Source organism: Alteromonas sp. DYW1 (genome assembly GCF_059752595.1).
The window spans coordinates 3,060,183-3,084,791 of record NZ_CM186038.1 but is presented as its reverse complement, the minus strand read 5'-3'; the positions used below and the strand labels follow the sequence as shown (position 1 = coordinate 3,084,791).

The 24,609-nt window shown below is 47.0% G+C and carries 23 protein-coding genes; 11 read left to right on the top strand and 12 right to left on the bottom strand.

Annotated features, from left to right (window positions below; genetic code table 11):
- Positions 1 to 85 precede the first annotated feature (85 nt).
- Both AC121Z_RS13895 and AC121Z_RS13890 read left to right on the top strand, forming a co-directional pair.
- Positions 86 to 2,851 (top strand): beta-helix domain-containing protein, encoded by a 2,766-nt coding sequence (locus AC121Z_RS13895; RefSeq protein ID WP_498124648.1) that lies wholly within the window; start codon positions 86 to 88, stop codon positions 2,849 to 2,851.
- 86 nt (positions 2,852 to 2,937) lie between these two features.
- Positions 2,938 to 5,601: a TonB-dependent receptor domain-containing protein gene (locus AC121Z_RS13890; RefSeq protein WP_498124647.1), complete on the top strand. Its 2,664-nt coding sequence runs from the start codon at positions 2,938 to 2,940 to the stop codon at positions 5,599 to 5,601.
- A 102-nt stretch (positions 5,602 to 5,703) separates the two neighbouring features.
- On the opposite strand, the gene AC121Z_RS13885 is transcribed toward AC121Z_RS13890, so the two are convergent.
- The 3 genes from AC121Z_RS13885 to AC121Z_RS13875 form a co-directional block, all read right to left on the bottom strand.
- A complete protein-coding gene (locus tag AC121Z_RS13885; RefSeq protein ID WP_498124645.1) occupies positions 5,704 to 6,330 on the bottom strand; it encodes a TetR/AcrR family transcriptional regulator in 627 nt (208 codons plus the stop codon).
- Positions 6,331 to 6,431: 101 nt separating this feature from the next.
- Positions 6,432 to 7,802 carry an AMP-binding protein gene (locus AC121Z_RS13880; protein WP_498124644.1) on the bottom strand — a complete coding sequence of 457 codons (1,371 nt, stop codon included), beginning with the start codon at positions 7,800 to 7,802 and terminating at the stop codon, positions 6,432 to 6,434.
- Positions 7,803 to 7,813: 11 nt separating this feature from the next.
- Complete coding sequence (locus AC121Z_RS13875) at positions 7,814 to 8,077, bottom strand: phosphopantetheine-binding protein (protein WP_498124642.1); 264 nt, start codon at positions 8,075 to 8,077, stop codon at positions 7,814 to 7,816.
- A 203-nt stretch (positions 8,078 to 8,280) separates the two neighbouring features.
- Between AC121Z_RS13875 and AC121Z_RS13870 the strand changes: the two genes are divergently transcribed.
- The 8 genes from AC121Z_RS13870 to AC121Z_RS13835 all read left to right on the top strand — a co-directional run bounded on the left by AC121Z_RS13870 (position 8,281) and on the right by AC121Z_RS13835 (position 15,463).
- Positions 8,281 to 9,219, top strand: coding sequence for a chorismate transformation FkbO/Hyg5 family protein (locus AC121Z_RS13870; protein ID WP_498124640.1), 939 nt, complete (start codon positions 8,281 to 8,283; stop codon positions 9,217 to 9,219).
- Positions 9,220 to 9,243: 24 nt separating this feature from the next.
- Positions 9,244 to 10,035 (top strand): lysophospholipid acyltransferase family protein, encoded by a 792-nt coding sequence (locus AC121Z_RS13865; protein ID WP_498124638.1) that lies wholly within the window; start codon positions 9,244 to 9,246, stop codon positions 10,033 to 10,035.
- 75 nt (positions 10,036 to 10,110) lie between these two features.
- On the top strand, positions 10,111 to 10,317 hold the full coding sequence (locus AC121Z_RS13860) for an acyl carrier protein (RefSeq protein ID WP_498124636.1): 207 nt from the start codon (positions 10,111 to 10,113) through the stop codon (positions 10,315 to 10,317).
- Positions 10,318 to 10,323: 6 nt separating this feature from the next.
- Positions 10,324 to 10,749, top strand: a complete 426-nt coding sequence (locus AC121Z_RS13855; RefSeq protein ID WP_498124634.1) for an acyl-CoA thioesterase — start codon at positions 10,324 to 10,326, stop codon at positions 10,747 to 10,749.
- Complete coding sequence (locus AC121Z_RS13850) at positions 10,742 to 11,485, top strand: LolA-like protein (RefSeq protein WP_498124632.1); 744 nt, start codon at positions 10,742 to 10,744, stop codon at positions 11,483 to 11,485. The genes AC121Z_RS13855 and AC121Z_RS13850 overlap by 8 nt, the downstream gene beginning before the upstream one ends.
- Positions 11,486 to 11,488: 3 nt before the next feature.
- Entirely contained in the window at positions 11,489 to 13,822 is a 2,334-nt protein-coding gene (locus tag AC121Z_RS13845; protein WP_498124630.1) for an MMPL family transporter, read from the top strand.
- Positions 13,815 to 14,546: a 3-oxoacyl-ACP reductase FabG gene (gene fabG / locus AC121Z_RS13840; RefSeq protein ID WP_498124628.1), complete on the top strand. Its 732-nt coding sequence runs from the start codon at positions 13,815 to 13,817 to the stop codon at positions 14,544 to 14,546. The genes AC121Z_RS13845 and fabG overlap by 8 nt, the downstream gene beginning before the upstream one ends.
- A gap of 104 nt (positions 14,547 to 14,650) precedes the next feature.
- Positions 14,651 to 15,463 (top strand): hypothetical protein, encoded by an 813-nt coding sequence (locus AC121Z_RS13835; RefSeq protein WP_498124626.1) that lies wholly within the window; start codon positions 14,651 to 14,653, stop codon positions 15,461 to 15,463.
- A 55-nt stretch (positions 15,464 to 15,518) separates the two neighbouring features.
- Here AC121Z_RS13835 and AC121Z_RS13830 read toward each other — a convergent pair whose 3' ends face one another.
- Genes AC121Z_RS13830 through AC121Z_RS13790 form a run of 9 tightly spaced genes read right to left on the bottom strand, consistent with a single transcriptional unit; the run spans position 15,519 to position 23,546 of the window.
- A complete protein-coding gene (locus AC121Z_RS13830) occupies positions 15,519 to 16,754 on the bottom strand; it encodes a beta-ketoacyl-ACP synthase (protein WP_498124625.1) in 1,236 nt (411 codons plus the stop codon).
- Positions 16,744 to 17,238 carry a hotdog family protein gene (locus AC121Z_RS13825; RefSeq protein WP_498124623.1) on the bottom strand — a complete coding sequence of 165 codons (495 nt, stop codon included), beginning with the start codon at positions 17,236 to 17,238 and terminating at the stop codon, positions 16,744 to 16,746. Before AC121Z_RS13825 ends, AC121Z_RS13830 begins: the two co-directional genes overlap by 11 nt.
- On the bottom strand, positions 17,238 to 18,254 hold the full coding sequence (locus AC121Z_RS13820; RefSeq protein ID WP_498124622.1) for a lysophospholipid acyltransferase family protein: 1,017 nt from the start codon (positions 18,252 to 18,254) through the stop codon (positions 17,238 to 17,240). The genes AC121Z_RS13825 and AC121Z_RS13820 overlap by 1 nt, the downstream gene beginning before the upstream one ends.
- A 2-nt stretch (positions 18,255 to 18,256) precedes the next feature.
- Positions 18,257 to 18,943, bottom strand: coding sequence for a glycosyltransferase family 2 protein (locus tag AC121Z_RS13815; protein ID WP_498124620.1), 687 nt, complete (start codon positions 18,941 to 18,943; stop codon positions 18,257 to 18,259).
- Positions 18,944 to 18,996: 53 nt separating this feature from the next.
- The gene (locus tag AC121Z_RS13810) at positions 18,997 to 19,362 is read right to left on the bottom strand and encodes an ApeI family dehydratase (RefSeq protein WP_498124618.1); all 366 of its coding nucleotides are present in this window, start codon (positions 19,360 to 19,362) and stop codon (positions 18,997 to 18,999) included.
- A 16-nt stretch (positions 19,363 to 19,378) separates the two neighbouring features.
- Positions 19,379 to 19,969, bottom strand: a complete 591-nt coding sequence (locus tag AC121Z_RS13805; RefSeq protein WP_498124617.1) for a COG4648 family protein — start codon at positions 19,967 to 19,969, stop codon at positions 19,379 to 19,381.
- Positions 19,969 to 21,540 (bottom strand): NAD(P)/FAD-dependent oxidoreductase, encoded by a 1,572-nt coding sequence (locus AC121Z_RS13800; RefSeq protein WP_498124615.1) that lies wholly within the window; start codon positions 21,538 to 21,540, stop codon positions 19,969 to 19,971. Before AC121Z_RS13800 ends, AC121Z_RS13805 begins: the two co-directional genes overlap by 1 nt.
- A gap of 10 nt (positions 21,541 to 21,550) precedes the next feature.
- On the bottom strand, positions 21,551 to 22,366 hold the full coding sequence (locus AC121Z_RS13795; RefSeq protein WP_498124613.1) for a beta-ketoacyl synthase chain length factor: 816 nt from the start codon (positions 22,364 to 22,366) through the stop codon (positions 21,551 to 21,553).
- Position 22,367: 1 nt separating this feature from the next.
- Complete coding sequence (locus AC121Z_RS13790) at positions 22,368 to 23,546, bottom strand: beta-ketoacyl-ACP synthase (protein ID WP_498124611.1); 1,179 nt, start codon at positions 23,544 to 23,546, stop codon at positions 22,368 to 22,370.
- A gap of 238 nt (positions 23,547 to 23,784) precedes the next feature.
- Between AC121Z_RS13790 and AC121Z_RS13785 the strand changes: the two genes are divergently transcribed.
- Entirely contained in the window at positions 23,785 to 24,552 is a 768-nt protein-coding gene (locus tag AC121Z_RS13785; RefSeq protein ID WP_498124609.1) for a 4'-phosphopantetheinyl transferase family protein, read from the top strand.
- The last annotated feature ends 57 nt before the right edge of the window (positions 24,553 to 24,609 follow it).

Below are 24,609 nucleotides of genomic sequence, written 5' to 3'. Positions count from 1 at the left end.
TTTTTGCCTTGTAACAAATGTGTCACTTAGCTCCATTACTCTGCATGCGTTTTTTAATTAAAGTAGCCCTGATTTGGAGTTAAGAATGCAAGTTAAGCACCTATTTAAAGCGTCAGCAATCGCGACAGCTCTCGTACTCGCTGGTTGTGGCGGAGATATCAACATCAGCGAAGGCGATATTGATAACAGTGTTGTGAATAACGTGACAAACAACAATGGTGATGACGGTGGTACTCCTACGCCGCCGCCAGTGACGGACACAGCACCTGGTGAAGCTAGCACATTTCTAAGTAACGAAGTTTCAGCGGCATTTGGTCGTGATGTTAACGTGCGGGTATTGACTGGCCGTTTAACAGATGCGGATGCAACTAACGGTAAAGTAACCCTGACTAACGATACCGTTTGGGCGCTTGAAGGCCCAGTTTTTGTTGGTGGTGACAATGCTGACAGTACTGTATTGGAAATCGAAGAAGGTACAGTGATTTTTGGTCGTACGGGTAACGACTACTTAGTGGTAAGCCGTGGCTCGCAAATCGAAGCAATGGGCTCTGCTGACGCTCCAGTGATTATGACATCTTTCGCTGACGTGTTGGGCGACGAAGTTGGCGCAGGCCAATGGGGTGGTATGGTTATTTTAGGTAACGCGCCATCGAACAAGTGTCCAACTACAGGTGAGTGTTCACTGCAGGTTGAAGGCGTACAAGAAGGTGCGGTCTTCGGTGGTACTGATGAGACCGACAATTCAGGGATCTTAAATTACCTTGTCGTTAAGTATGCAGGTTTTGAAATTGCACCGGACAATGAATTAAACGGTATTACCTTTGGTGGTGTTGGTTCAGGCACAACGGTTGATTATCTTCAGGTGCATGCAAATGCCGATGACGGTGTTGAGTTCTTCGGTGGTAATGTAAATGTTAAGCACTTGGTGTTGACCGGCATTCAAGACGATAGCATCGATTGGGACAATGGTTACCGTGGTAAAATGCAGTACGTTTACGTTGAGCAAGACCGCGCATCAGGTGATGCGAACCGCGGTATTGAAGCCGATAACGACGGCTCAACGCCGGATATCGAGCCGCAATCAAACCCGATGATCGCTAACTTGACCATCATCGGTAACAACTTCGACGGTGAAGATGATTCTGAAGGTGTGTATTTACGTGAAGGTACTGGCGCACAAATTTACAACATGCTAGTGACTGGCCCTGCAGGCATGGGCGAATGTTTCGAAGTTGAAAACTCAACTGAATCTCAAGCTAACTTGGGTGACGGCACAATTACGATTAGCAACTCAGTTATCGCTTGTACCAACGGTGAAAGCTTTAAAGCTGACACAGCAAATGGTGCGGTAGACCTGGAAGATTGGTTCTTGAATGTGCAAGCCAACAACTTTGTTTCTGAGTCTGTAGGCCTCAACAATGATGGTACTCCAACAGCAGAAAGCCCGCTTCTCGGTGCAGGTGCTGACGCATCTCAAGTGGATGGCTTCTTTGAAGCAACAGACTTCATTGGTGCACTAGATAATGGTGCTGACTGGCGTCAAGGCTGGGCTTTTGGCTTCGGCGGTGGTGAAGTCGGTGTGGTCGTGACTGAATCAGGTTGTCCTGCAGGAACGACTACTATTGCTCCAGCGGATGGTGTAACAACAACATGTCAGGTTTCTGGCCGTATTACATCTGACCTTCGGTTAACTGAAGGCAACCTTTATGCATTATCAGGTGCAGTATTTGTGGGTGGCGACAACACTGATAGCGCAACCTTGACGGTTGACGCCGGTGTGACGGTATTTGGCGCTTCTGGTAACGATTACTTAGTGGTTAGCCGTGGTTCACAAATTAACGCGAACGGTACTGCTGCCGAGCCAATTACTTTCACCTCACGTGATGATTTGGTTAACAATGCCGGAGCGGCGGGTCAATGGGGTGGTATGGTTATCCTGGGTAACGCGCCATCAAACAAGTGCCCGACAACCGGTGATTGTTCGTTGCAAGTTGAAGGTGTGCAGGAAGGTGCGGTATTCGGTGGAACAGCAACAGACGACAACTCTGGAACACTGCGCTACGTTCGAGTCATGCACGGTGGTTTTGAAATCGCGCCTGACAACGAATTGAACGGTGTGACTTTCGGTGGTGTTGGTTCTGGTACCACAATCGAGTACTTGCAGGTGCACAAAAACGCGGACGATGGCGTTGAGTTCTTCGGCGGCAACGTAGACGTTAAATACTTAGTATTGACCGATGTACAAGACGACAGCATTGACTGGGATAATGGTTATCAAGGTCGTATTCAGTATGTTGTGGTTAAGCAAGCTGCCGATGACTCTGATGCCAACCGTGCGATCGAAGCGGATAACGACGGTTCCAACCCAGCTATCGAGCCTCAGTCTAATCCTTCAATCGCAAACGTTACGATTATCGGTAACAACTTCGATGGTGAAGATGACTCAGAGGGTGTATACCTGCGTGAAGGAACAGGCGCTCAGTTGGCCAACTTCATTATCACAGGTCCTGCGGGCATGGGTGAGTGTTTTGAAATTGAAGGCTCTACGGAATCTCAAACGAACCTAGGCGACGGCACTACAACTTTCACTAACTCAGTGATCGCTTGTGAAAACGGTGAAAACTTCAAGTTTGGTGACAGCGACGTAAACCTAGAAGACTGGTTCTTGAACGTACAAGCAGGTAACTCAGTTGAGGCTAACGGTGCTGCGGTTCTGGATGGTATCTTTAGCATCAGCACTGCAACGCCAAAAGATTTCTCTGGCGATACTTTCTTCGACAATGCTGACTTCGTTGGTGGTGTTAAAGCGGATGCTAACTGGACAGCAGGTTGGACTGTAGGTCTAGAGTAAGGTTTGTTATTTACTAACCATAGTGAAAATACAGCGCATGCTTGCATGCGCTGTAGCTATAACAACGCTTTAATATGAGGTTAATAATGAGCAAGCCAGCAGAACGCTTTCCCTTAAATCGCTTAACATTAGCGATTGCTGCGGGACTGTTGTTGCAACCTGTGGCTACCGTTGCGCAAGCACAAACGGCTGCACAAGACGAAGACCAGGTAATTGAAGAAGTCGTTTCGACCGGAACTCGTCTTAAAGGAACTGCAACTGCGGTTTTAGAAGAGCGTAAAAATCAAGCGTTCGTAGCAGACATCCTCGGTGCCGAGCAGATCTCGCGCACAGGTGATGGTGATGCTGCATCAGCACTTCGTCGGGTAACCGGTCTTACTCTGGTTGACGGCAAATTTATTTATGTGCGCGGTTTGGGTGAGCGTTATTCCAGCACCCAGTTAAATGGCGCTTCGGTGCCGTCACCGGATCCAACTCGAAACGTTATTCCACTCGATTTATTCCCATCAGATATTATCGAATCGTTGTCAGTGCAAAAGGCGTTTTCGCCCTCTATGCCTGCCTCGTTTGGTGGCGGTAACGTGGATATCCGCTTAAAAACCATTCCTAGCCAATTCATTTTTAATATGGGTGGCAGTATTGGTGGCAACACTGAAAACTTCGACGATGCCTACCAGTATTCTGGCGGTAGTAACGATTGGGAAGGTCAAGACGACGGTTTCCGCGCGGCTCCGCGTGCCATCCAGGAACGCTGGGACAGCAAGAATTTTCTGGATGATTTAGATCCCGCGGTAGCTTTGGATTTATTTAATGATGTACAGCGCAATTATGATCCCAAGCTTGAGAGCGTGAATCCAGATACCAGCTTTAATCTGGCTGTAGGTAACAGTTTCGATTACAACGACGATATTCGTTATGGCTTTTTGTTCACCGCGGGTTACGATAACTCGACGCAGGTGTCTGAGCAGTTCTTAGGTGAGCAGCAAAGTCGCGATGGCGATAGTATTCGTTTCTTGCGCTTCTTTGATGAAGTGGATTCAACGGAGAAGTCAGTTAAATGGTCGAGTCTGCTGAATTTAGGTATCGACTATAAGCGTAACCACCGCATTGACTACAGTTTGGTAGCGCTGAATGATACCCGTGACGAATTACGTGAGAAGATTGGTAACACCAACAACATTCAGTTGGTTGACGATCAGCGTGTGCGTGACGTTGAAGTTATCTATGAAGAGCGTCAGATGTACACCAATCAATTACGTGGTGTGCACACATTTCCTGAACTCGGCTTCTTAGGCTTTGACTGGAAATACTCGCTTGGACGTTCAAATCGTGACGCACCAGGTAACTTCCAATCACGCTTTATTCTGGAAGATGAAAATCAAGATGGATTCTTCGATCGCGAACTGGAAAGTAGCTTGAGCAATGCCCCAACGGCAGCGCGTTACTCGTTCCAAACTTTGCATGATCGCGTTGAAAACTACGGCTATAACTTCAACTTACCTTACTATGAAGGTAAGTGGGAAATGGAGTTTAAGGCTGGTGCTGATTTCATCACCAAAACGCGGACTGCGGAAAACCGCCGCTTTGACGTCAATACGCGGGCCTTTGCAGACTCTAGTGTGCTTAATGGCTTTGTCTTTTCTGATATTTTAAGCGACGCTGTTTTAGCCAGTGCAGACTTTTCTAATCAGCCGATTATCCGAGATACCACCATTGCTGGTGACGATTATGCTGCCGGGCAAAAAATTGATGCGTACTACGTAGAAGCCGATTTGTTTTATGACAATAAATGGCGGATCAGCGGCGGCGTCAGGTTTGAAGACTTCCGCCAAGCGGTTGTGCCATTTGACCCTCGCACCAACCAAATCGATATTATTGATGGCGCGGATCGCAGTCAGTTAGCCTTTGCTGAAGATGACTTTTATCCGGCCTTAGCGCTAACCTATTTTATCGACCAGGACATGCAAGTGCGCGCCAGTTACAGTCAGACGGTAGTACGTCCTGACTTACGGGAAGTTTCGCCAGCGACCTATTTGGATCCGTTAACGGATAATCCAATTGCGGGTACGCCGGGTGTGCGCACGACTGCAGTGAAAAACTATGATATCCGCTGGGAATGGTACCGTGAAGCTGGCAATAACCTGTCTGTCGGTTTGTTCTATAAAGACATGACCGATCCGATTGAGTCAGTGCAATCGCCAGCACAGGATGGGCCGCCGTTGATCCGGATTGCAAATGCAGAAACCGGTGAGTTATACGGGATTGAGATCGAGTTCTTGCAAGGTTTGGATGTTATCGGTGACGGTGTTTGGGATAACCTATTCTTAAGTGGTAACGTCACCTTGAGTGACTCAGAGATCAAGCTTGATCCGGTTGCCATTGAAGAACAAACCGGTGTGTCCGCGGCAATCACCAATACCACGCGACGCCTAACCGGTCACTCCGAGTACGTGGTTAACATGCAGCTCGGTTATGATTCGGATAACGGCGAGCACTCAGCCTCGTTGGTTTACAACGTATTTGGTGAGCGGATCATTATCCCTGGTATTGATTTCTTTGATGATAACTTTGAACAACCGTTCCATTCGTTGGACATGGTGTATAAGTATTATCCAGACTTTAATACAACCGTGACGTTAAAACTGCAGAATATCTTGGATGAGTCCAAAGAACTGGAGTTTGAAGGGGTAACCTTCCAGTCTGAAACCCGCGGTATGGGCTTTAGTTTATCGTACAAATACGATTTCTAATAAACAGTATTGTGTCCCGTAAAAAGGCCGGTGCATGCAAATGCACTGGCTTTTTTATTGGTTGCATAAAAGCTTACTTGTAACTGACTCGCTGTAACGCGTTTAGGTATAGTAGTGCTGCAGTAAACAAAGGGTTTTGTTGACGACAGTTTGCACGTGGGCATCGCGCTCTGCGTCGCTCAGTACGTAGGATAAGTTCATCAAACTACGCATATGCCAATGCCCTTTTAATAGCGTATAGAAGTCAATCGCTAACAACTGCGCCTGCTTTTCGGTAAGCTGAGTTTCTTTGGCACTAAAGATGACTTCCGCCAACGCGACCACACTGGCTTGCGGACCCGCTTGGTAAAACAGCTCTGCCGCGCGCGGTGTGTTCCTGGCTTCCGCAATGATAATCGAAAACATATCCACTACGGCTTGATCTTGAAACAGCGCAAGGAAGCGAGTAGCGACCACCGTTAAGGCGCTTTTTAGAGAACCATCATGATCAGCTAAGTGCTCAATTTTAATCAGATACTCTTCACACTTAAATTTAATGACTGCGGAAAATAGTGCGTCTTTGTTGCTAAAATGCGAGTACACCGTTTGCTTGGACACATCTGAGCGTTGCGCCACTTGTTGCATTGACGTTTGTTGGAAGCCATGCTGTAAAAATAATTCGGTCGCGGCGCGTAAAATGGCTTCTCGCTTTTCTTGACTTTTAGGGCGTCCAACGCGTGCTTGTTGCATATTGGTGTAATGGATCCTGACTTATTAGACTCGTCGGTTTAGCATTGAGTGTAGCGCTTTAGGCTTGGTTAGTCGATCCCATAAAAAAAGACCAAAGGACCTTAACCCCTCAATTGCTCCAGTAGTGCGGTTAGCTTGGTCTTAACCAATTTGCCATTGCTTTCCCGTGGCAGCTCGTCTACAACGTAGATGGGGCGAGGAACGAAAGCGCTATCCAATTGCTCGCGTAAATAAGTGAGTAACGCCGCCTTGGAAGAGGTTGCTTGCAGTACAACTATGGCACAGGGGCGGGCAGTTTCGCTGGCACTGTCAGATTTAATGACAATGCCATCTTTCAACCCAGCAAATTTCAGCAGGACCTGATTAAGCGCAAACAAAGACCCGCGTTTGCCCGCAATTTTCAGTAGGTCAGAGGTTCTGCCGCAGAGTTCAAAGTGGTGCTCGTCAACAGGATTAATCTGATCTTGCAGCTCAATCGCTTCTGGTAAGTGGGCAGCACTCGCCACGGTACTTTCGTCATGCGCAGTAAACTGTATGCCATCAAAGCGACGCCAAGGTGACGCCTTAGCGGTGCGACGAACGGCCATTGAACCCACTTCACTGCAGCCATAAACTTCACGCAACTCACAGTCAAAGGTTGACTCAATTTGACTAGCCAACTCGGGGGTTAATGGCGAGGTGGCGCATAAAACACAGTGAAGTTTAATGGCCTCAGGTTTAGCACTGAGCAGTGCTCGCAAATGCACTGGGGTCGAAACTAGCATGCTTGGTTTGGGTAACTGACACAGTAAATCGACGATGTCTTGCGGAAACAGGGGATGAGCGTCACACAGACAAATATCGTAAAACATCGGCAACAGCACAGAGGTTTCTAGCCCCCACATATGTTGGGCTGGCATGGTCGCGAGCTGAAAAACTGTTGCATTAGCGGTTGGCAGCATATGCTGATGGTTTATCGCGCTACTCTCGCGTAAGGTACGCCAGTACTTCAAGTTAGGCTTGGAACGGCCAGTAGAACCTGAAGTAAAGCTGATACACGCAAGGTGATTATCTGCGATAGTAGGAATCGAAGGTACAGCATCATTAACCGCTGCTTTGAGATTAAACGGTTGGGTCACCAAATTGATACTGAGTAATGACGCCTCTGTTTCTGCGCCATCATGGACGATACAGCAATCGCCATAACTGTCAGCCAATTCGCGTTGTGTTACTTGGTTTTTGTTGGCTGGCAGCAAATTTGTTTTACCGCGCATAATGGTAGCGCAGAATGTCACGACAAAGAGGTACCGATTAGCACACATGTTAATAACATGCGAACTATCAGGCAGACAGTCTGCAACTAGTCCAACATGATGTAAAAAGGTTTTTACGTCAACGCACCCCGCAGCTAGACCAAAGTTTGGGATCGGTCTAGCTAGATAAGCAAAAGCAGAGTTTAGTTCACGGTTAACAAGCGGGTGTGCAGCGTCCATTCCGGCAAAATTTACTTATGGCTTTCCACGTATTGGGTCAGGCTACGAAGGGTCGCGAATGCTTCTCGAGTAGACTCGTCTTCGGCTTTTAACTTAACACCATACTCTTGCGAAATGGCGACCGCAATTTCCAAAGCATCAATAGAGTCTAGCTCTAAGCCACCGTCAAAAAGCGGTTCTTCCGGGTTGATTTCTTCTGGCTCAATGTCCTCTAAATTAAGGGCATCAACTAAGACATTCGCCATTTTAAGTTCGGCGTCGGTTTGTTGTGTCATTATCGATTAAATCCTACTGCGACTTTGATTTTAAGCGCGCTAGTATAGTATGATGCGCGGTTGAAGCTCAATTTTTTTTGTGCCAGTCAGGTTGTGTCTTAAACTGCCGTTATTGAACGCGATGTCTTAAACAGGTGAGCGTTTGGGCAATGGCAAAACACAACACCTCAAAACGGAATAGAAGTAAACTCCAACAGTACAACATGTTAACCCAAACTTTTTCAAATACCCCCACAAATGAATTGTTGGCCAGGGAAGATGTTCTTGCCGTTATGCCTTTGTCTGATCAATGTCAACCGTCTGAGGCTGGAGTCATCCACTCTGGTATTACCGATCTAACCGGACAAAATCTCAATGAAGTCTGGACGACGGACAATACAGTGGAAAGAGGGCAAACGGGAAATACTTATTGGTCAAAAACGTCTGATGTTATTTGCGTCTCGCGCTGGTTGAGTAAAGCCGAATGTGAGGACATTGAAACCAGTATTTGTACCGCCTATTTAGCGATTTTTGAGGTCATGTATAGCCACGGTTTCCCTCTACCTTTTCGATTTTGGAATTACTTACCGAATATTAATAAGGGCGATGGTGATGCCGAAATTTATAAGCGCTTTTGTACCGGTCGTTTGCGAGCGTTTGAATCGCTGTCGATTGCTCCGCAAAACTTTCCATCCGCTTCAGCTTTGGGTCACCACACGGATGGTGCTGTTATCTACGTATTTGCCAGTAAAGAGGAACCGATCCACTTAAAAAACGATAAACAGGTTAATGCTTATGATTATCCGCGTCAGTATGGGATCAGCAGCCCTTCATTTACTCGGGCAACAGCTTTAAAACTGCGTGAAACGCCGTTTTTGTTTATCTCTGGAACTGCCAGCATCATTGGCCATAAGACGGTTGCAGAAGGTGATTTGGAGCGCCAACTGGACGTTACCGCTACCAACATTGAGCACCTTCTACAAACCGCCAATCCCTATAAACGCCAACTCAGCACATTAAAGGTTTATTTGCGTTACCCTGAGCATAAACAACGTACTGAACAATGGTTATTAGAGCGCTATCCGAATGTTGCCATGGTGTTCACATTGGCGGATATTTGTCGGCATGATTTGTTGGTCGAAATCGAGTGTTTCTGTCGTTAACTCAAGAGTCTGACTGCCACGATCATGAAAAGACCATTTCGTAAAGCTTGGCAACTGTTCAGCGCCGCGCTCAGTTATTCATTATTCGGACTTGGCATCATAATCGTTGGGCTGATTTTTCGCATTATCGATTGGCTACCGCGGATTTCTAAGCAACGTAAGCAAAATTGGATCAGGCGCGTCATTCATTGGGGCTGTCTAACGTTTATTCGCTGGCTTAAACTTTTTGGGTTAATTCAATACACCTTCGATTTGACACCAATACAACCAGCAACCCCCGGCAGAGTGATGATTGCTAATCATCCGTCACTCATTGATGTCGTATTATTATTTGCGGCTTACCCAGATATTAGTTGTATTGTGAAAGGGTCGCTGTGGAATAACTTTTTTACTGGGGCTGTGGTTCGTCTCGCTGGCTTCATTCCAAATAATTCTGAACATGCGTTAAATATGGCGGTCTCTAAGCTAGAGCGCGGTGAGCATTTGTTGATTTTTCCAGAGGGCACACGTCGCGATAATGCAGAGCCCATCAATTTTAAACGGGGTGCTGCAAATATCGCGGTCAATGCAAAGGTGGACATTTTACCGATATTAATAAAATGTTACCCGAGTGCCTTAAAAAAAGGTGATAAGTGGTATAATATTCCGGTCGGTGGTCCGACCTTCACATTGATATCAGGGGAGCTAATAGAGCTCCAAATGTGTGTGGATGGCGACACTCCACGGACCCTACAATACCGGCAACTAACCAGTTTTCTCGAGGGTTATTACGATAATTGGTTTAGTATGCAGTCAGGTAAACCGCAAGACGGGTAATATGCCCCAATACAGTGAAAAACAGAGATGACAGAACAAGAACAAAAAATATTAGCCGAAATTAAACGTATCCTAGTGGATCTATTCGAATTAGATGAAGCTGATATTGTTCCAGAAGCAAAGCTATATGAAGACTTAGATATTGACAGTATCGATGCAGTGGATTTGTTAATTGACCTTAAGCAATCGGTTGAAGTCGATATTTCTTCTGAAAAATTCAACGAAGTTAGAACGATACAAGACGTTATCGATGCTTTTGTAGAATTATCGAATAACGCATAAAGCTGCATGAAACGCGTCGCAACCCCATATGAAATTCCGTTCTTTGATGTCGATTCATACCGTGTGGTTTGGCATGGGAATTATCCCAAGTATATTGAGATTGCGCGTTGCGCCTTATTAGAGGCGGCGGAGTGCCCATACAGTGTGATGGAGGAAAAAGGCTTTTTTTTCCCCATCGTCGACCTGCAGATTAAGTATGTAAAGCCGTTACTGTTTAAGCAGAAGGTAACTTTTGAGGCATGGTTTGTTGAGTGGCAAAACCGTTTACGTATTCGCTACGAAATTCGTGATGCTGAAACTCATGAGGTTTTCACTAAAGCGGTCTCAACCCAATTTGCTATCGCTATGCCTGCCAATATTACCCAGTTCGAATCGCCATCATTTTTGGTTGAGCGGGTAGAGGCTTGGTTGGAACTCGACAATCATGGCTAGTTTATTAGCGCAAGCAAGGCAGGCGTCTCAGGCGCTATGTACGCTAATGCTATGTTTAGGTTTAGGAGCTAACGTCGCTCGCGCAGAGTCGAGCACTTCCTTATCTCCACAAGAGGCTTTATCGGAAGAGCAATTACTAGCGGCGATCTTACCACCGAGTTGTCATTTTTCTGGACAGTTTCAACAACACAAGCATATACAGGGGCTTGATTTCCCTCTGGCATCGAGTGGCGATTTCTTTTATTCATGTGATTTTGGGTTAGTGTGGAACACTCAGGTTCCCTTTCAAGATGCCTTGTTATATGCCAACTCTAGCGCCAGTTATCGGGTGAATGAACAAGGTGAAATAGAACCCTTAGCAGGGACTGCGCGTTACATTATGTCCAATGTGTTTATTCGTTTATTAAAAGGTGATACCGCCTATTTTGCAGAAGAATTCGACGTGACTACTGATGCGGCAATCAATGCAATTCGGTTAACGCCGGTTGGGGAGTTTATGCGTAAGGGCTTACAACAGATCTTGGTTAACCACTCAGCACAGAACCAACCAGCCGAAACCCTGCACGTGACAATCACCGATGTTACCGGCCAGGATACCGTGATTAAAATTGGCGCAACGGTCAATTATCCGTTGGCCAGTAAAAAAGCCGCATACGAACAGTGTCAACAGCTGTACCCCAGCCCCTTAGAGTGGTGTCGGGTGTTGCGCTCGCGCGGTTATTACGAGCGGATGTAGCACATGCTCATGTGGATAGGGAGAGCCATTTTTGCGGTCGCCATTGGCGCTTGCGTTCTATTGTTTACTGTCGGCAACGAGCAGCTTCGAATTGATACTAATTTGCAAGATCTCAATCCTGCGCACGTGTTTGAGCCAGGGGCTCAATTCGCTGTAGATACCTTATCCAAGGATATTAGCCAGCGCTTTAGTATTGTACTGCGAGGTACTGATAAAAACCGCGTAAACCAAGCCAAACGGGCGCTCGTCGAGCAGTTTGCAAAGCCGGGCTCGTTACAGGTTATCGACAGTAGTGAAGTGGCCTCTGCCTATTTAACTGAACTTATTCCCTTTCAATTTAATTTGTTAACTACCGAGCAGAGGCAACGGTTGCTTAGCGCCAATACAGAGGCGATGGCAATAGAAGCCCAACGTAAGTTGTATCAGTTTGCTGATGGCATCCGCTTAGTCCCCTTCGCCGATGACCCCCTGGGCTGGTTATCCGATTATCTGTTAAGCAGCATCCAGCAATTTGATAGCACTGCAGCACAAGTTGCTAATGATGGCGGAGATGAGTCGCTTGCCATGTCGACTTTTACTGTGTTGATCCGACCGTACCCTCAGTCAATGGCCGAGCAGCAGGCGCTTTATCAGGCCATTGTGCAAGCCATTGACAATATTGCGCAGCAGTACGAGATACAAGTGTTACGTTCAGGCTTGTTTTTCTTCGCGGTCGATTCAGCGCAATCAGCACAAGGAGATATTCAACTAATTGCAATCGGCTCAATTGTGGGCGTCATTGTTTTGATGTTAGTCGTCTTTCGTTCGTTATTGCCATTGACCTTGTCGCTAGCGTCGATTGCCATCGGTATCGGTTTTGGGATCGCAACGAGTATTTGGGTATTCGGCTCTATTCATGTATTAACAATTGTCTTTGGTGCCAGTCTTATTGGTATTGTAGTTGACTATTCATTACATTATTTCTATCACTTTTTAGCGCCAGAAAGTGGCGCTGAGTCAGTTGAACCCGCGGGAGTCAAGGCCAGTAGCCTTGGACGTGCAATGGCGCTTAGCGTAATCACTTCGTTGGTTGGTTATGGCGCGCTAACGTTGTCGGATTTGTTGTTGCTACAAAAAGTCGCGTTATTTTCCTGTTCTGGATTAGTGCTCGCGTGGTTGTCCGTTATGGTGCTAGGACCGCTGGTTACACTGCGACCGATTGTGGCGCGTCAGTTTGTGCTGGTGCAGGTGATTTCTGCCATTCAGCGAGCATTGGCGCGAAATCCACGCGGGTTAGCGGTGACTGGCTTATTGGGTGCCTTGGTGAGCGCTGTTTTCTTGCTAACGGCCAACATACCAACCAACGATGACCCGCGCCGTTTCTTCCATGTTTCTGCCGATCTGATTGCGCAGGAGCAAGCGGTGGCAGAGTTCACACAGGTGTATGAACCAGGTCGTTATTTTATTGTTGAAGGAGGTTCAGCGGACGATATTTATCAAACGCTAGACGCTTTTTATCAGGCGCTTGATAACCCTTCTCAGCAAGTGACAAGCGTATTGGATTGGTTACCCAGTCCTGCGGAGCAGCAAAGTAACTACCAGTTACAAGCAGCCTTGTATCAAGACGGCGGTGTATTAGAAACTTTTTTTGACTTACTGGGCATGGGCCCGCAACAAGCGCAATCCATGCAGGCTGCTTATCGATCGCATGCACCTGACGCCTACCTAGCGTTTCCTGAACTTTCCCAAGCGATCCCTGCAATACCGCCGTTGTGGGTAGAGCATGGTACGTCAATATTCAGTTTTGTGCTGATCAAGAAACACGCGGACTTAACGCATTTGGAGAATGTCAGTGCGCAGTTTGAACATATTCGCTATGTCAGCGGTCTTGATAGTGCGGTAACGGCGTTGCAAGCGCAGCGCATCCATGGCGCTAGCTTACTGCTCGTCGCTTATGGCTTAATCGCTCTCATGTTAGTGCTGTATTATCGTCAGCTAGCAGTCATTCGGTTGCTGCTGATCCCGAGCGTGGCAAGTATAATTACGATCGCTATTTTAGTCTTGCTCGGACAAGCAATAACGGTGTTTCACATCATGGCATTATTCTTGGTGCTTGGTCTGGGCATGGATTACATTATCTTTGCCAAAGAAATGCAGCACAAGCGTGCGATTACCCAGCAAGCGATCTTACTGTCAGCACTTACCAGTTTGCTGTCTTTTGGTTTGTTAGCCTTTAGCTCAATGCCAATCGTACAAGCGTTTGGCAGCACTATACTGATCGCCAACAGTATCAACTTTATCGCTGCAATTTGTTTATTTAATCAACCTGCTATGCAAGGAGAGACAGGACATGTCTGAGGTGAAACGCGTTTTGGTCACCGGTGCGAGTGGTGGTATCGGGAAAGCGACAGCGGCAAAATTGGCCGCAGAAGGGTTTGCTATTGCTGTGCATTATCGCAGTGGTGCCGATACTGCCAATGCGTTAGTGGAGGAAATTAAGGCCGCGGGGGGGAATGCCCACAGCATTCAATTTGATGTGAGTGATTGTGCTGCAACTAAGGCTGCAATCGAGCAGGATATTGCCTCCCATGGCGCTTACTACGGGGTGGTATGTAATGCTGGCATTACTAAAGATAATGCGTTTCCGGCCATGAGTGAAGGTGAGTGGAAGCAGGTGGTCCACACCAACCTTGATGGTTTTTACAATGTATTGCACCCCACTATTATGCCGATGATCCGGCTGCGTAAAGGCGGTCGAATCGTTACTTTATCTTCCGTTTCAGGATTGGTGGGTAATCGCGGCCAAACGAATTACAGTGCGTCTAAAGCTGGGATTATTGGCGCGACAAAAGCGCTAGCAATTGAATTAGGCAAGCGTAAAATTACGGTTAACTGTGTTGCGCCTGGCGTCATAGAAACTGGCATGATTGAGGGCGTCGTCGCGGATGAGGCAAAGAAAATGATCCCGCTCGGCGAATTTGGCCATGTGGATGACGTTGCCAATACCATTGCCTTTCTAATGTCTGATGGCGCGAAGTACATTACGCGGCAAGTCATCAGTGTTAACGGTGGCATGTGTTAACAGGGTGAATCCTATCATTTCAGTTAGCTAAACATGGCTAAATCAAAAAGCGAAGCCAGCTTCGCTAAGTAAAATTGGAACAAAAAATAATCTAGGGAATTCTCATGAAAAAATACTCTGCAATCATTTTTGCTTTACTGTTTAGTGTAAGTGCGTTTGCCACTTTAGCCCCTGCTGAGCAGAAATTAGCCGACATGGCATTGTCCGGTGACATAAGACAGTTGGATTCAGCGGCCAAAGCTTTAGCGCGCATAGGTCAGGCGAGTGAAGCATTGCTCGACATCTTCGCAGAGGTTTTACTTTTTAAATATCCAGATGCATTGGCTTCAGAAGTAGATACTCTTGCATGGGTTGCCCGCGCCATCGGGAACACCGAAAACGGGCGTTATGTCACAGTATTAAGCGAAGTGCATGATAATACTCAGCATAAGAAATTGCGTCGCCATGTTGATAGCGCTCTCGACGACTTAGGGGATGCAACGGGTGAGCAGTATCAAGCTGGGGCGGTTTCTTTGCCCGTAGACGTTTTTACGCGTGAATCTGATGCTGAACGTGATGCGCGCATCGAGTCGCTGATTCTGGCGGGGGATTTGAGTAGTCTAAAAGAAGCTGCGCGTACGATTATCGATACCAAAGCGCAAAATGTTGCTTTGACCGATATGCTGGCTGAAGCTTTGTTATCTCTCTATGCAAATGCGCAGGATTATCAGATCGACACACTTGCCTGGATAGCTCGGGCATTAGGGGCGTCTGATTCTGGGCGTTATGTGCAGGTGCTAACTGAGGTCGAAGAAAACGGGGTCACATATAAGCTGCGCCGCTATGCCGATAATGCACTGGAGGAGCATGGCGCTCCTCAGGGCGAGCAGTATCAAAAAGGCATGTTCGATAAGGCTTTACCTAACTATAACTTCTAGCTCGCGCGAGCCGAATAAACGTGCAGAAGGTCGCTAGGCCTTCTGCGTCTGACAGTTAGAAGCGTTTAAAAATTAATGAGGTGTTTACGCCCCCAAAGGCTAGATTGTTGCTCATGAAATAATCTGTTTGGATGTCGCGACACTCATGCTGGATGTAGTCTAATGGCGCGCAGCGCGGATCGACATTGTCTAAGTTGAGGGTTGGGGCAAACCACCCTTCATTCATCATGTTAATGCCTACCCAGGCTTCGAACGCGCCGCACGCGCCCAACGTATGTCCAGTGTAACTTTTCATTGAACTGATGGGTTTACTACCGAGCACTTCAAAGGTAGCCTGACTTTCAGAGATGTCGCCATGCGCAGTAGCAGTGCCATGGGCTGATACATAACCGATATCGTCAGCGATAATTTCCGCATCGTTAAGCGCGTCAGACATGACTTGTTTGACTGTGGCCAAATTAGGCTTAACCAGATGCGCACCGTCAGTATTGGTGCCGTAACCCACAACCTCGGCCAAGATGTTGGCGCCACGTGCTTGTGCATGCTCTAAGGACTCTAAAATCAAGGTACAGGCACCTTCACCCAAGACCAGTCCGTCGCGGTCACGATCGAAGGGGCGCGGCGTCGCTTCTGGCGTATCGTTTTTCTTGCTAGCAGCAAATAACGTATCAAACACTGCCGCTTGCGACGGGCATAATTCTTCGGCACCCCCCGCAATCATAATGTCTTGCAGACCATAACGAATCGCTTCATACGAATAGCCGATACCTTGACTACCCGCTGTACAGGCTGTTGATGTAGTGTACATTCTACCTTGCGTGCCAAAATACACACTGATATTGACTGCGGCGGTATGCGCCATCATGCGCAGATAAGTGCTACTGTTGATCCTAGAGGTGGATAAGCTCTCTAGCATGGGTACGAATTCTAATGCTGCAGCACTGCTACCCGTCGCTGAGCCATAGGCAATGCCGGTTGCGGCTGATTTAATCTGCGGATCATCCAGTAGGTCAGCGTCTGCCAGCGCACGTTCGGTTGCTAGCACGCCCAATTGAGCAACGCGGCCCATACTGCGTTTTTTCTTTTTCGTATAATGTTCGGGCAATTCGAAACCATGAATAGGCGCCGCAAGGTAGGTGCCTAAACCGTTATATTTTTGCCAGTCTTCCATAAAGCAAACGCCAGACTTGCCGTTTTGAATTGCACTTTTTACTGTTTCCCAATCATTGCCAAGCGAAGATACAACGCCTACGCCGGTGATAACCACTCGTTTATAATTATTATTTTTCATTATCCGCTCCTTCTGGGATGGTTTTGCGAAACACCGATAAGCTGGCTTTGGCCAGTGGTTCAGCATCTCCCTGCTGTGTTGCGTTATTTTCAATGACACAATCAAATTTTGCAAAGCCGTCGGCGACCACCGCATTTTCTTTAGCGATAACCTTTAACACCGAGCCGGGTGCAAAGTAGTCGCATGACGAGGAATAACTTCGCGTGCCAAGGAGAAAGCCAAGGTGTGGAGGTAGCAAACCATGTTTTAAACGATACCCGGCAATCAATGCCGCGGTTTGCCCCATATATTCGATCCCAATCCATGCCGGTACGCCCTTACCGGGTTCGAAAAACGGGGTATCTTTGTCGATTACCACCAACGCCTCAGAATGGCTTTTGTCTAAGTGTGTCATCTGATTGATCAACAGCATGGGCTGACGATGCGGGATAAGGGTCAAAATTTCCGGGTCAAACCTTTCATCCATTGGATTGCTTTCTCGCATTATGGGGTCTTCTTAGGATCTTGCTGAGACTCAATTGACAATGCCTCCGAGTGCCAGAAATCATAAAAATTAAACCATTGATAGGGGGCTGCGGCACAGTGATGTTGTAATTTATCCGCAAACAGTTGTGCGTACTGGGTGATATCTTGCACCTTATGTTTGCGTGATAAGGTTAAGCGGTCACACACGGCAGTAACATCAAAAATGATTTTTTGCTCAGGCCCGGGTTGCCGATAAGCAAACATGAATTTCACTGGACACGCCAGAGCTTTAGCCAGCATATAGGGCCCAATCGGCAGTGGGGCGGGCTGGTCGAAGAAGTCCACGGAAACGGTGCGCTCTAGCCCGGTCAATGGGATGCGGTCACCCGCAATAAATACCCACTCTCCGCGTTCGACCTTTTCTTTAAATGTCATAATTGTGGTGACATCAAACTCATCCACTTGATACACATTCAGGCGTGAATCTGCACTCTCTTTCTGCATCATCTTGACAAAGTTACCCGCATGCTTGTCGTATAACAGTACATTGATTACTTTGCTCTTATAGCGCTGCATAAAGCCGCGGCAAAACTCTAAATTACCAAAATGAGATCCGACAATGAGTTGCCCTCTTGGATCGGCCAATAACGACTCGATTAAGTCCGGGTCAGTGAGTTTGAAATCCTTTTCGTCGATATCAATTAACCAGCCTAACAGTTTATCTAAGATCACTTCGGCGAAACTTTTAAAATGCAGTAACACATGTAAGTAACCCGGCTTGCGCCGCCAGGCATCCGGGTATGCGCGGTAGTGGGCACGTAAAAATGCCAAAGATGCCTGACGTTGCGCCCGCCGAAACAACACGAAGTAGAGTGCCACCGGATACATAATCAGGGAAAACACGCGCCGACCGAATAAGCGGTACAACCAATACACCAGGCGCATGCCGATGAGTGTGCCGGCTTCATGTATATCTGACCAATGGGCGGTTTGGCGTTGCTCGTTATCGAGCGTTTTGGTGTCACTGTGTTGCATGTTTAGTTCACTAGCGTTGTAACGCGCTGATAAAGTAATTTGGGCAGCCTGATCAGCATGCCGGCAATCAGACGGATATGTAATTTAATCATCTGCAGGTTATCGCGCAGATAATTAAAATGCGACACAGTCTCAGCGTGATAGATAACTTTTGTTGGGATGAAATGCATATCAATGTTAGCCCATGCGGCTTTCACCAAGATCTCTGGATCAAAATCCATGCGTGGTCCGATATAGTAATTATCAATTACCGTTTCCATGGCTTGCAACGGATAAATACGAAAGCCACATAAACCATCCTTGATTTGCAAAGAGAGGGTTTCTAACGCCACCCAAAAGTCAGTCACTTTACGGCCATACACGCGCACTTTTGGGGCCGACTCGTCGAAGAAAGGCCGTCCACACACAATGGTTTGCGGATGCGCTTCAGCATACGCCAACAGTTGCGCAGCATCGTCTATGTTGTGTTGACCATCGGCGTCTAGCTGTAATACATGACTAAATCCCATGGCCCGTGCATGGTAGCATGCAGTGATCACTGCAGCACCTTTGCCACGGTTGGTGAAGTGCTTAAACAGATGCACATTGGGGTATGCTGCCAATAGATCGGTCAAGCGCGCCTGCGTGTCTGGATCACTGCCATCATCAACAACGATACACGGTAGATCCAGTTTCAGTAGCTTAGGCAAAAAGCGCGCAAACAACTGGTCATGTTTGTAGTGGGGAATAATGATACAACAGTTCATAGGTTATGAAATTTTACACTCCCAGTTGAAAAGGACTCAGTTGTATTAAAGTAGTGAAAGCTAACACTACCTTTAGCAGGAGCGAAGGCTAATTCCAGAGTTAATTCAGTATCCGGCATAACGACGGATTTAAATTTTAAATTGGTAACTTGTGAAAACTTATCAGTAATGGGGAAGAGCGCTTTGGCCAATTTAATTGCCCAATCTATTTGCACCACACCAGGCAGAACGGGTTGCTCAGGAAAGTGACCGTCAAACCATAGGGTGGTTCTAGGGACAAATAGTTTTATTTGAGCCGCAGTATCGTCACTTTCGATCGCAAGAAAGTCAGGTCCATGATGCTGCTCAAATAGGTTCGCCAAAACTGTGTGCTGTGTATTAATCATCGATTATGTTGTGCTTCTTTTTATAATGTCGTCGGTAAAGCAGTTCGCCAAGCGCAAAAATCGCCATCACGGCATAGGCAATAAAACCGTTGTAGAGCGCCCAAGTCGACAAAGTAGTATACCACGCCGTATAGGCAGAAATCGCCCCGTTTAAAAACAATAATAAACCCCAGAGTAGCGTTAACGTGCGCAAGTAGCCTGTGGCAGCAGCCGGTGGAACTTTGCCGCTGAGCTTGGCAAAACGTGCGATTAAGCACTCTTCATCAAAAAGGGAGGTGAAAAACAATAAGCCAATGCCTAAGTTCATTAAGACAGGGTAAAAGCGCAATAAAGACTCACTGTTCAGCCAGATCGCGCTTGCGCAGAATCCAACCATAACCAGTAACATCGCGATATCGCTGATTTTCGGCTTTTTATAAAGCACCACAAAGCGAATACCAAGCAGCAACAATAACAGGCCCGCGAACGCCGCAGGACTATAGATGTCGATGTAGGAATAGATTAAAAATGGATAACTGATTATTACCGTAGCAAGCAAAAAACCAACTACGAGGCTGCGTATGCCAGGACGCTGATGCTGCATTAAGCTAATACGCTAGTGCGATAATTGCCTAACAACGCACGTTCTCTGGATTTGATTTCACTATCCGGCTCATCAGCCAGCATTTCGGCGAAATAAGGCACGATTTCTTCCATCATCATGAGATTGTCTGCTAACGCTGATTCAACATCGATATTGGGTTGTTTAAGGGTCTCATTCAATTGCTTGAGGCAAGGAACCAAATATTGATCCATAAAAACCCCTTTGGCAGGCATTACCAATCGTTTTTGTGCCCGCGCATTCATCAACATCTGCATTTTGCCATTCAGCTTCTGTGCGCGCATCAACTTGGGATTCAACTTACGCATTAGCTCGATATCGGTTATCGCGTTGGTAAAGAATAGGAGAGTCAACACCCCCCAATAGTAAGTGTAATCCCATACTAACTTGATTGACATCATGCGTCGGTCACCAAAACCGCCGTATTGCCCCTTGTAGAGTGATAGTGTGTTGTCATAAAAGGAGCGATAAAACTTTTGATAGAGAATACTGGTTAGAGTTATGTCTTTACCCTGTAAGTCACATTCTATGAGTTTACTAATAAAGGTATTGCTCAGGGCAATAAAATCGCTGCCTGGTGAATAGAACGGATCCGCAAATGCACCGGCCTCGCCCGTTAAAGCCCAGCCTTCATGTGAAAATACTTGTTTACACCCGTAGGAATAGTTATTGATAACTTTAAAATCGAGGAGTTCGGCATCAGCCAACGCCTCAGCACACTTTGGATGTTCTTGTTGCAACCATTGCAGCGTGTCAGAGTACGTTGTAATGTTGCTGTCGGCTAATGCTTGGTCGTCCATGACGACCCCAAAGCTCGTAGCACCAGAGGCCAGTGGAATGATCCAAATCCAATAGCCGCGTCCCATTAAATGATTGGTGCTTAACCAGCGGGTGCCGCTTTCATTTAAGCGTTCTTGCCAATGCTTAGCGTCAGACCACTCATCGATGACAATCTTTTTATTTACCCGGAAGAAAACCGCGTTACCTTCATGGCCATTATCTTGCGCCAGATCCAGTTGATTTTTAAGTAATCCCAGTCGACCGGCGGCATCGATGACCCAACGGCCATTGATGGTATAGGTCTGGTCACCGCGTTCACAGGTCACCTGATGGTTATTTTGACCCAATGAAATATGGCTTGGAGTGGCACCATCAAGAAAGGTTATGCCCTTATCGAGCAACAGTTGATAGAGGTGATTTTCCAGCACCCCGCGCTCAATTTGATAGGTTGGTATGCCAAACAGTTCGCTAACGCCAAGCTCATCATACTGACTATAGTCACCATTCACATTGCCAAAAAAGCAACGCAACCCATGCTTACGCAGGTGATGCTGGTCAAAATGTGCTTTGAGTCCCAGCACGTCAGTTAAATAATGCGAGCCAATCTCGACGGTCGATTCCCCCACTTTGGCAATCGTATCGTGCACTGGGAATGTATTCTTTTCGATAATGACTATCTTAGCTTTTGGCTGCGCTTGTAGCACTTGCAACGCGAGAGTCATGCCAGCAAGTCCACCACCAGCGATAATAATATCAGTCTGAATACTTTGCATATTGAACCTACTAAATCTGGAGCGACAGTGTGGTCGATTCACTCAGTGGCATTATTAAGTGGCCATCGAGTAACGACGGATTGTTGAGTAATTCAGCCAAACATAACACGCGTGCAGATGGATTTGACTGATACAGCAAGTTTAAATAGTCATTGTCTACTGTCAGAGCAGGCCAATCGACGGAGGTTGGTGGCTGCTCGACCGTTGCAGTGATTACTTGTCCTGGATTAGGACTATTGGCTGGGTATAGCACTAGTGAAAACGCAAAGGCTTCTTGATTGTGTAGGAGTGGTTGCAATACCTGAGAAACCGGCGCATCGTAGAAGGTGACCAAGATTGGCACACCCTCGGACTGACATTGCACCATTGCCTCAAATAAGGCGAGTGATACCGATTGCTGATACCCAGCAATTGAATTCGCGGCACTCATGGTCTCCGTGCTAATGGTCCAGTAGCCAGCCGCAGCATTGTGTACCGAGTTATGAAATTTGGTGGGTGACAATTCTTTATTATCAGACGCTAAGACTTTGCACATGTAATCAGTTAGGTCGGTATCACCTAAGCCAGAAACAAATACACAGGTTAACGTTTTGGGGTCAATTTGCTGGTCTAACGTTGCCTGCATGGAGCTTTCAATCGCCAACTTTACCGGCAATGGCGCTCGACGTCTCTCGTTGGCTGGGATGATCCCTGGTTTTGGACTTTTTAGTTTGTCTGCGGGCAATGGACTGCCGTTTAACAACGCTTGTAGCGCTGCCCAATTCTCAAAGAAGCCATTCCATGTGCCAATGCTGGCCACTTTGCATGTGAGTTGTTTTGCCTGCATGTTATTCCACCCGACTAAAAAGCAACGTACAGTTATTACCACCAAAGCCAAACGAATTGGTCATCACGTGATTGCATTTGCGCGTTTGGTTATTCGCCTGGATCGAAAAATTCAGTGCTTCATCGAGTGTTTCCAGATTCATTGACCCAGGTAATAAATCAGTAACTAGCGCATCCATGGTGATTATGGCTTCGGTGATCCCAGCAGCACCGAGGGTGTGTCCCATCCATGCCTTGGTAGAAGAACATTGCGTGGTCCGTGGAAACAAGTCTGCGACTAAGCCACCTTCAATGGTGTCATTAGCGCGGCTCGATGTGCCGTGCAGGTTGATGTAGTCAATCACGCTGGCATCGAGTTTGGCGCGTTTGAGCGCTTGAGTCATTGACATGCGGGCACCGAGTCCTTCCGGATGTGGGTGCGACATGTGATGCGCATCAGAGCTTTCACCATATCCAGCAAGCTTTATTCCTAGCGCATGCTGATTTTCACCTTTGCGCTGCAAAATGGCATAACCTGACGCCTCACCTAAATTGATGCCATCACGATGCTGGTCAAAGGGTTTGCATGGATTAGCAGATAACAACTGCAACGAGTTAAAGCCGTGCAATACACTCAAACACAAGGTATCCACACCGCCGACCAATACCGCATCAACAATGTTGTGCTCAAGCCAGCGTGCAGCAGTAACAAATACTTTCGCTGAAGAGGAACATGCAGTATTGATAGTCAGTGCGGGGCCTTTGATCCCTATATAATGAGCCACAAACAGACTCGGAGCATGCGGGTTATGCACTAACGGTTGGCGAAAATCCGGACTCAATTCACTGTTGCCATCGAGCTGGGTGTAAGCCGTTTCTGTGCGGTCAATACTGGAGGTACTTGAGCCCATAACGATGCCGATGCGTGCGGCACCGTAACGCTGCGTTAATTGCGCAATGGTTGCTTTTAGCGTGCCTTGCTCAAGTCCGAGTGCTGCTAGCGCATTGTTGCGACTTTGCCATTCGCCTAAGTCATTGATGTGATCAATGTCTGCGACTTTCCCGATCCAAGTATCAATATCTGACCCGGGGATACAATTTTTGACTAATCCACTCTGGTAGGAGCGTAACGCATCGCGTAGTTGGGGAAGATTAATTCCCGCAGCTGAACACGAGTCGTAATCAATAATTTCAATTTCCATTATTGTAACAACATTCCCATAAAATTATTGCGAAGAGTAAGTGAAACGCCCGTTAGAATCAATGTTTGCACACTTTTGTGCGCCACGAAAAAAGCGAGTGATTCGGTCATTTTGAACTGGGCAAAACTGATGTTGTGTTCAGTGCGGCAGAAAGTCTGAACCATAGTCCTAATCAACAAAGGTTTTGGTTAGTGGAATGGTGTTATCATGCTCGACAGATAATAGAGCGATAAAGCGTATGCAATCCCAAGCAATCTGGCCGAATATTAATGCAGAACTGCACAGCAACGAAATAAACGTTTGGCTATTTGAATCGCCAGCAACTGTATCACCCGCACTTCTCGCTGCCTGCCGCTCCCTATTGACGCCAACCGAGCAAGCATACGCAGCCCAGAAGTCCGCACAGTTACAGCAAAACTATGTCATCAAACAGGCGTTTTTGCGCCATGTATTGGCGCAATATCATTCTGATTGTGCACCAACATCGCTTAGCTTTACCCGCAATCAACACGGCAAACCCAGCATGACTAATCCGCCCACAGACTTGTGCTTTAACTTGTCACATACGGAGCAGTGGTATGCACTAGCGGTTTGTTTACGACGCGATATTGGGGTAGATGTAGAAGTCATTAAACCAAAGCGCCAGATACGGCGAATTGCAGAACATTATTTTCACCCGCAGGAGATAATTTACCTGACGTCACATTCGGGTATCGAATATCCCCGCCGCTTCTATCAACTCTGGACGCTTAAAGAAGCCATGGTCAAAGCCGCGGGCGTCGGTATGTCGCAGTCATTTAATCAGTTTAGTGTGGTTCACAAGCCTTATGACCGTGTACAAACTGCGTATTTGTGCAAGGCCGCACCCTTGTGTGATAAATCTTGGCTTTTACAACAGTACTGGTTGAATGAATCTCTCAGCTTAGCCATTGCCGTTGCCGGGACACCAGAGGATGCACCGACTATCGCCATTAATACGCTGTCGCTTACATCTGTGGCTGTCTAAGCCGGATCATTTGCTGCAAGCATAGGGTGCGCGTTTCATGTTATTGCGGGTAGGGGC

Excerpts from the sequence above, each read along its gene's own strand:
- AC121Z_RS13895 (WP_498124648.1), top strand. The coding sequence starts at position 86 with ATGCAAGTTAAGCACCTATTTAAAGCGTCAGCAATCGCGACAGCTCTC.
- AC121Z_RS13890 (WP_498124647.1), top strand. The coding sequence starts at position 2,938 with ATGAGCAAGCCAGCAGAACGCTTTCCCTTAAATCGCTTAACATTAGCG.
- fabG (WP_498124628.1), top strand. The coding sequence starts at position 13,815 with ATGTCTGAGGTGAAACGCGTTTTGGTCACCGGTGCGAGTGGTGGTATC.
- AC121Z_RS13825 (WP_498124623.1), bottom strand. The coding sequence starts at position 17,238 with ATGCGAGAAAGCAATCCAATGGATGAAAGGTTTGACCCGGAAATTTTG.
- AC121Z_RS13855 (WP_498124634.1), top strand. The coding sequence starts at position 10,324 with ATGAAACGCGTCGCAACCCCATATGAAATTCCGTTCTTTGATGTCGAT.
- AC121Z_RS13865 (WP_498124638.1), top strand. The coding sequence starts at position 9,244 with ATGAAAAGACCATTTCGTAAAGCTTGGCAACTGTTCAGCGCCGCGCTC.
- AC121Z_RS13795 (WP_498124613.1), bottom strand. The coding sequence starts at position 22,366 with ATGCAGGCAAAACAACTCACATGCAAAGTGGCCAGCATTGGCACATGG.
- AC121Z_RS13800 (WP_498124615.1), bottom strand. The coding sequence starts at position 21,540 with ATGCAAAGTATTCAGACTGATATTATTATCGCTGGTGGTGGACTTGCT.
- AC121Z_RS13835 (WP_498124626.1), top strand. The coding sequence starts at position 14,651 with ATGAAAAAATACTCTGCAATCATTTTTGCTTTACTGTTTAGTGTAAGT.
- AC121Z_RS13805 (WP_498124617.1), bottom strand. The coding sequence starts at position 19,969 with ATGCAGCATCAGCGTCCTGGCATACGCAGCCTCGTAGTTGGTTTTTTG.
- AC121Z_RS13850 (WP_498124632.1), top strand. The coding sequence starts at position 10,742 with ATGGCTAGTTTATTAGCGCAAGCAAGGCAGGCGTCTCAGGCGCTATGT.
- AC121Z_RS13880 (WP_498124644.1), bottom strand. The coding sequence starts at position 7,802 with ATGGACGCTGCACACCCGCTTGTTAACCGTGAACTAAACTCTGCTTTT.
- AC121Z_RS13875 (WP_498124642.1), bottom strand. The coding sequence starts at position 8,077 with ATGACACAACAAACCGACGCCGAACTTAAAATGGCGAATGTCTTAGTT.
- AC121Z_RS13885 (WP_498124645.1), bottom strand. The coding sequence starts at position 6,330 with ATGCAACAAGCACGCGTTGGACGCCCTAAAAGTCAAGAAAAGCGAGAA.
- AC121Z_RS13845 (WP_498124630.1), top strand. The coding sequence starts at position 11,489 with ATGCTCATGTGGATAGGGAGAGCCATTTTTGCGGTCGCCATTGGCGCT.
- AC121Z_RS13830 (WP_498124625.1), bottom strand. The coding sequence starts at position 16,754 with ATGAAAAATAATAATTATAAACGAGTGGTTATCACCGGCGTAGGCGTT.
- AC121Z_RS13870 (WP_498124640.1), top strand. The coding sequence starts at position 8,281 with ATGTTAACCCAAACTTTTTCAAATACCCCCACAAATGAATTGTTGGCC.
- AC121Z_RS13785 (WP_498124609.1), top strand. The coding sequence starts at position 23,785 with ATGCAATCCCAAGCAATCTGGCCGAATATTAATGCAGAACTGCACAGC.
- AC121Z_RS13820 (WP_498124622.1), bottom strand. The coding sequence starts at position 18,254 with ATGCAACACAGTGACACCAAAACGCTCGATAACGAGCAACGCCAAACC.
- AC121Z_RS13790 (WP_498124611.1), bottom strand. The coding sequence starts at position 23,546 with ATGGAAATTGAAATTATTGATTACGACTCGTGTTCAGCTGCGGGAATT.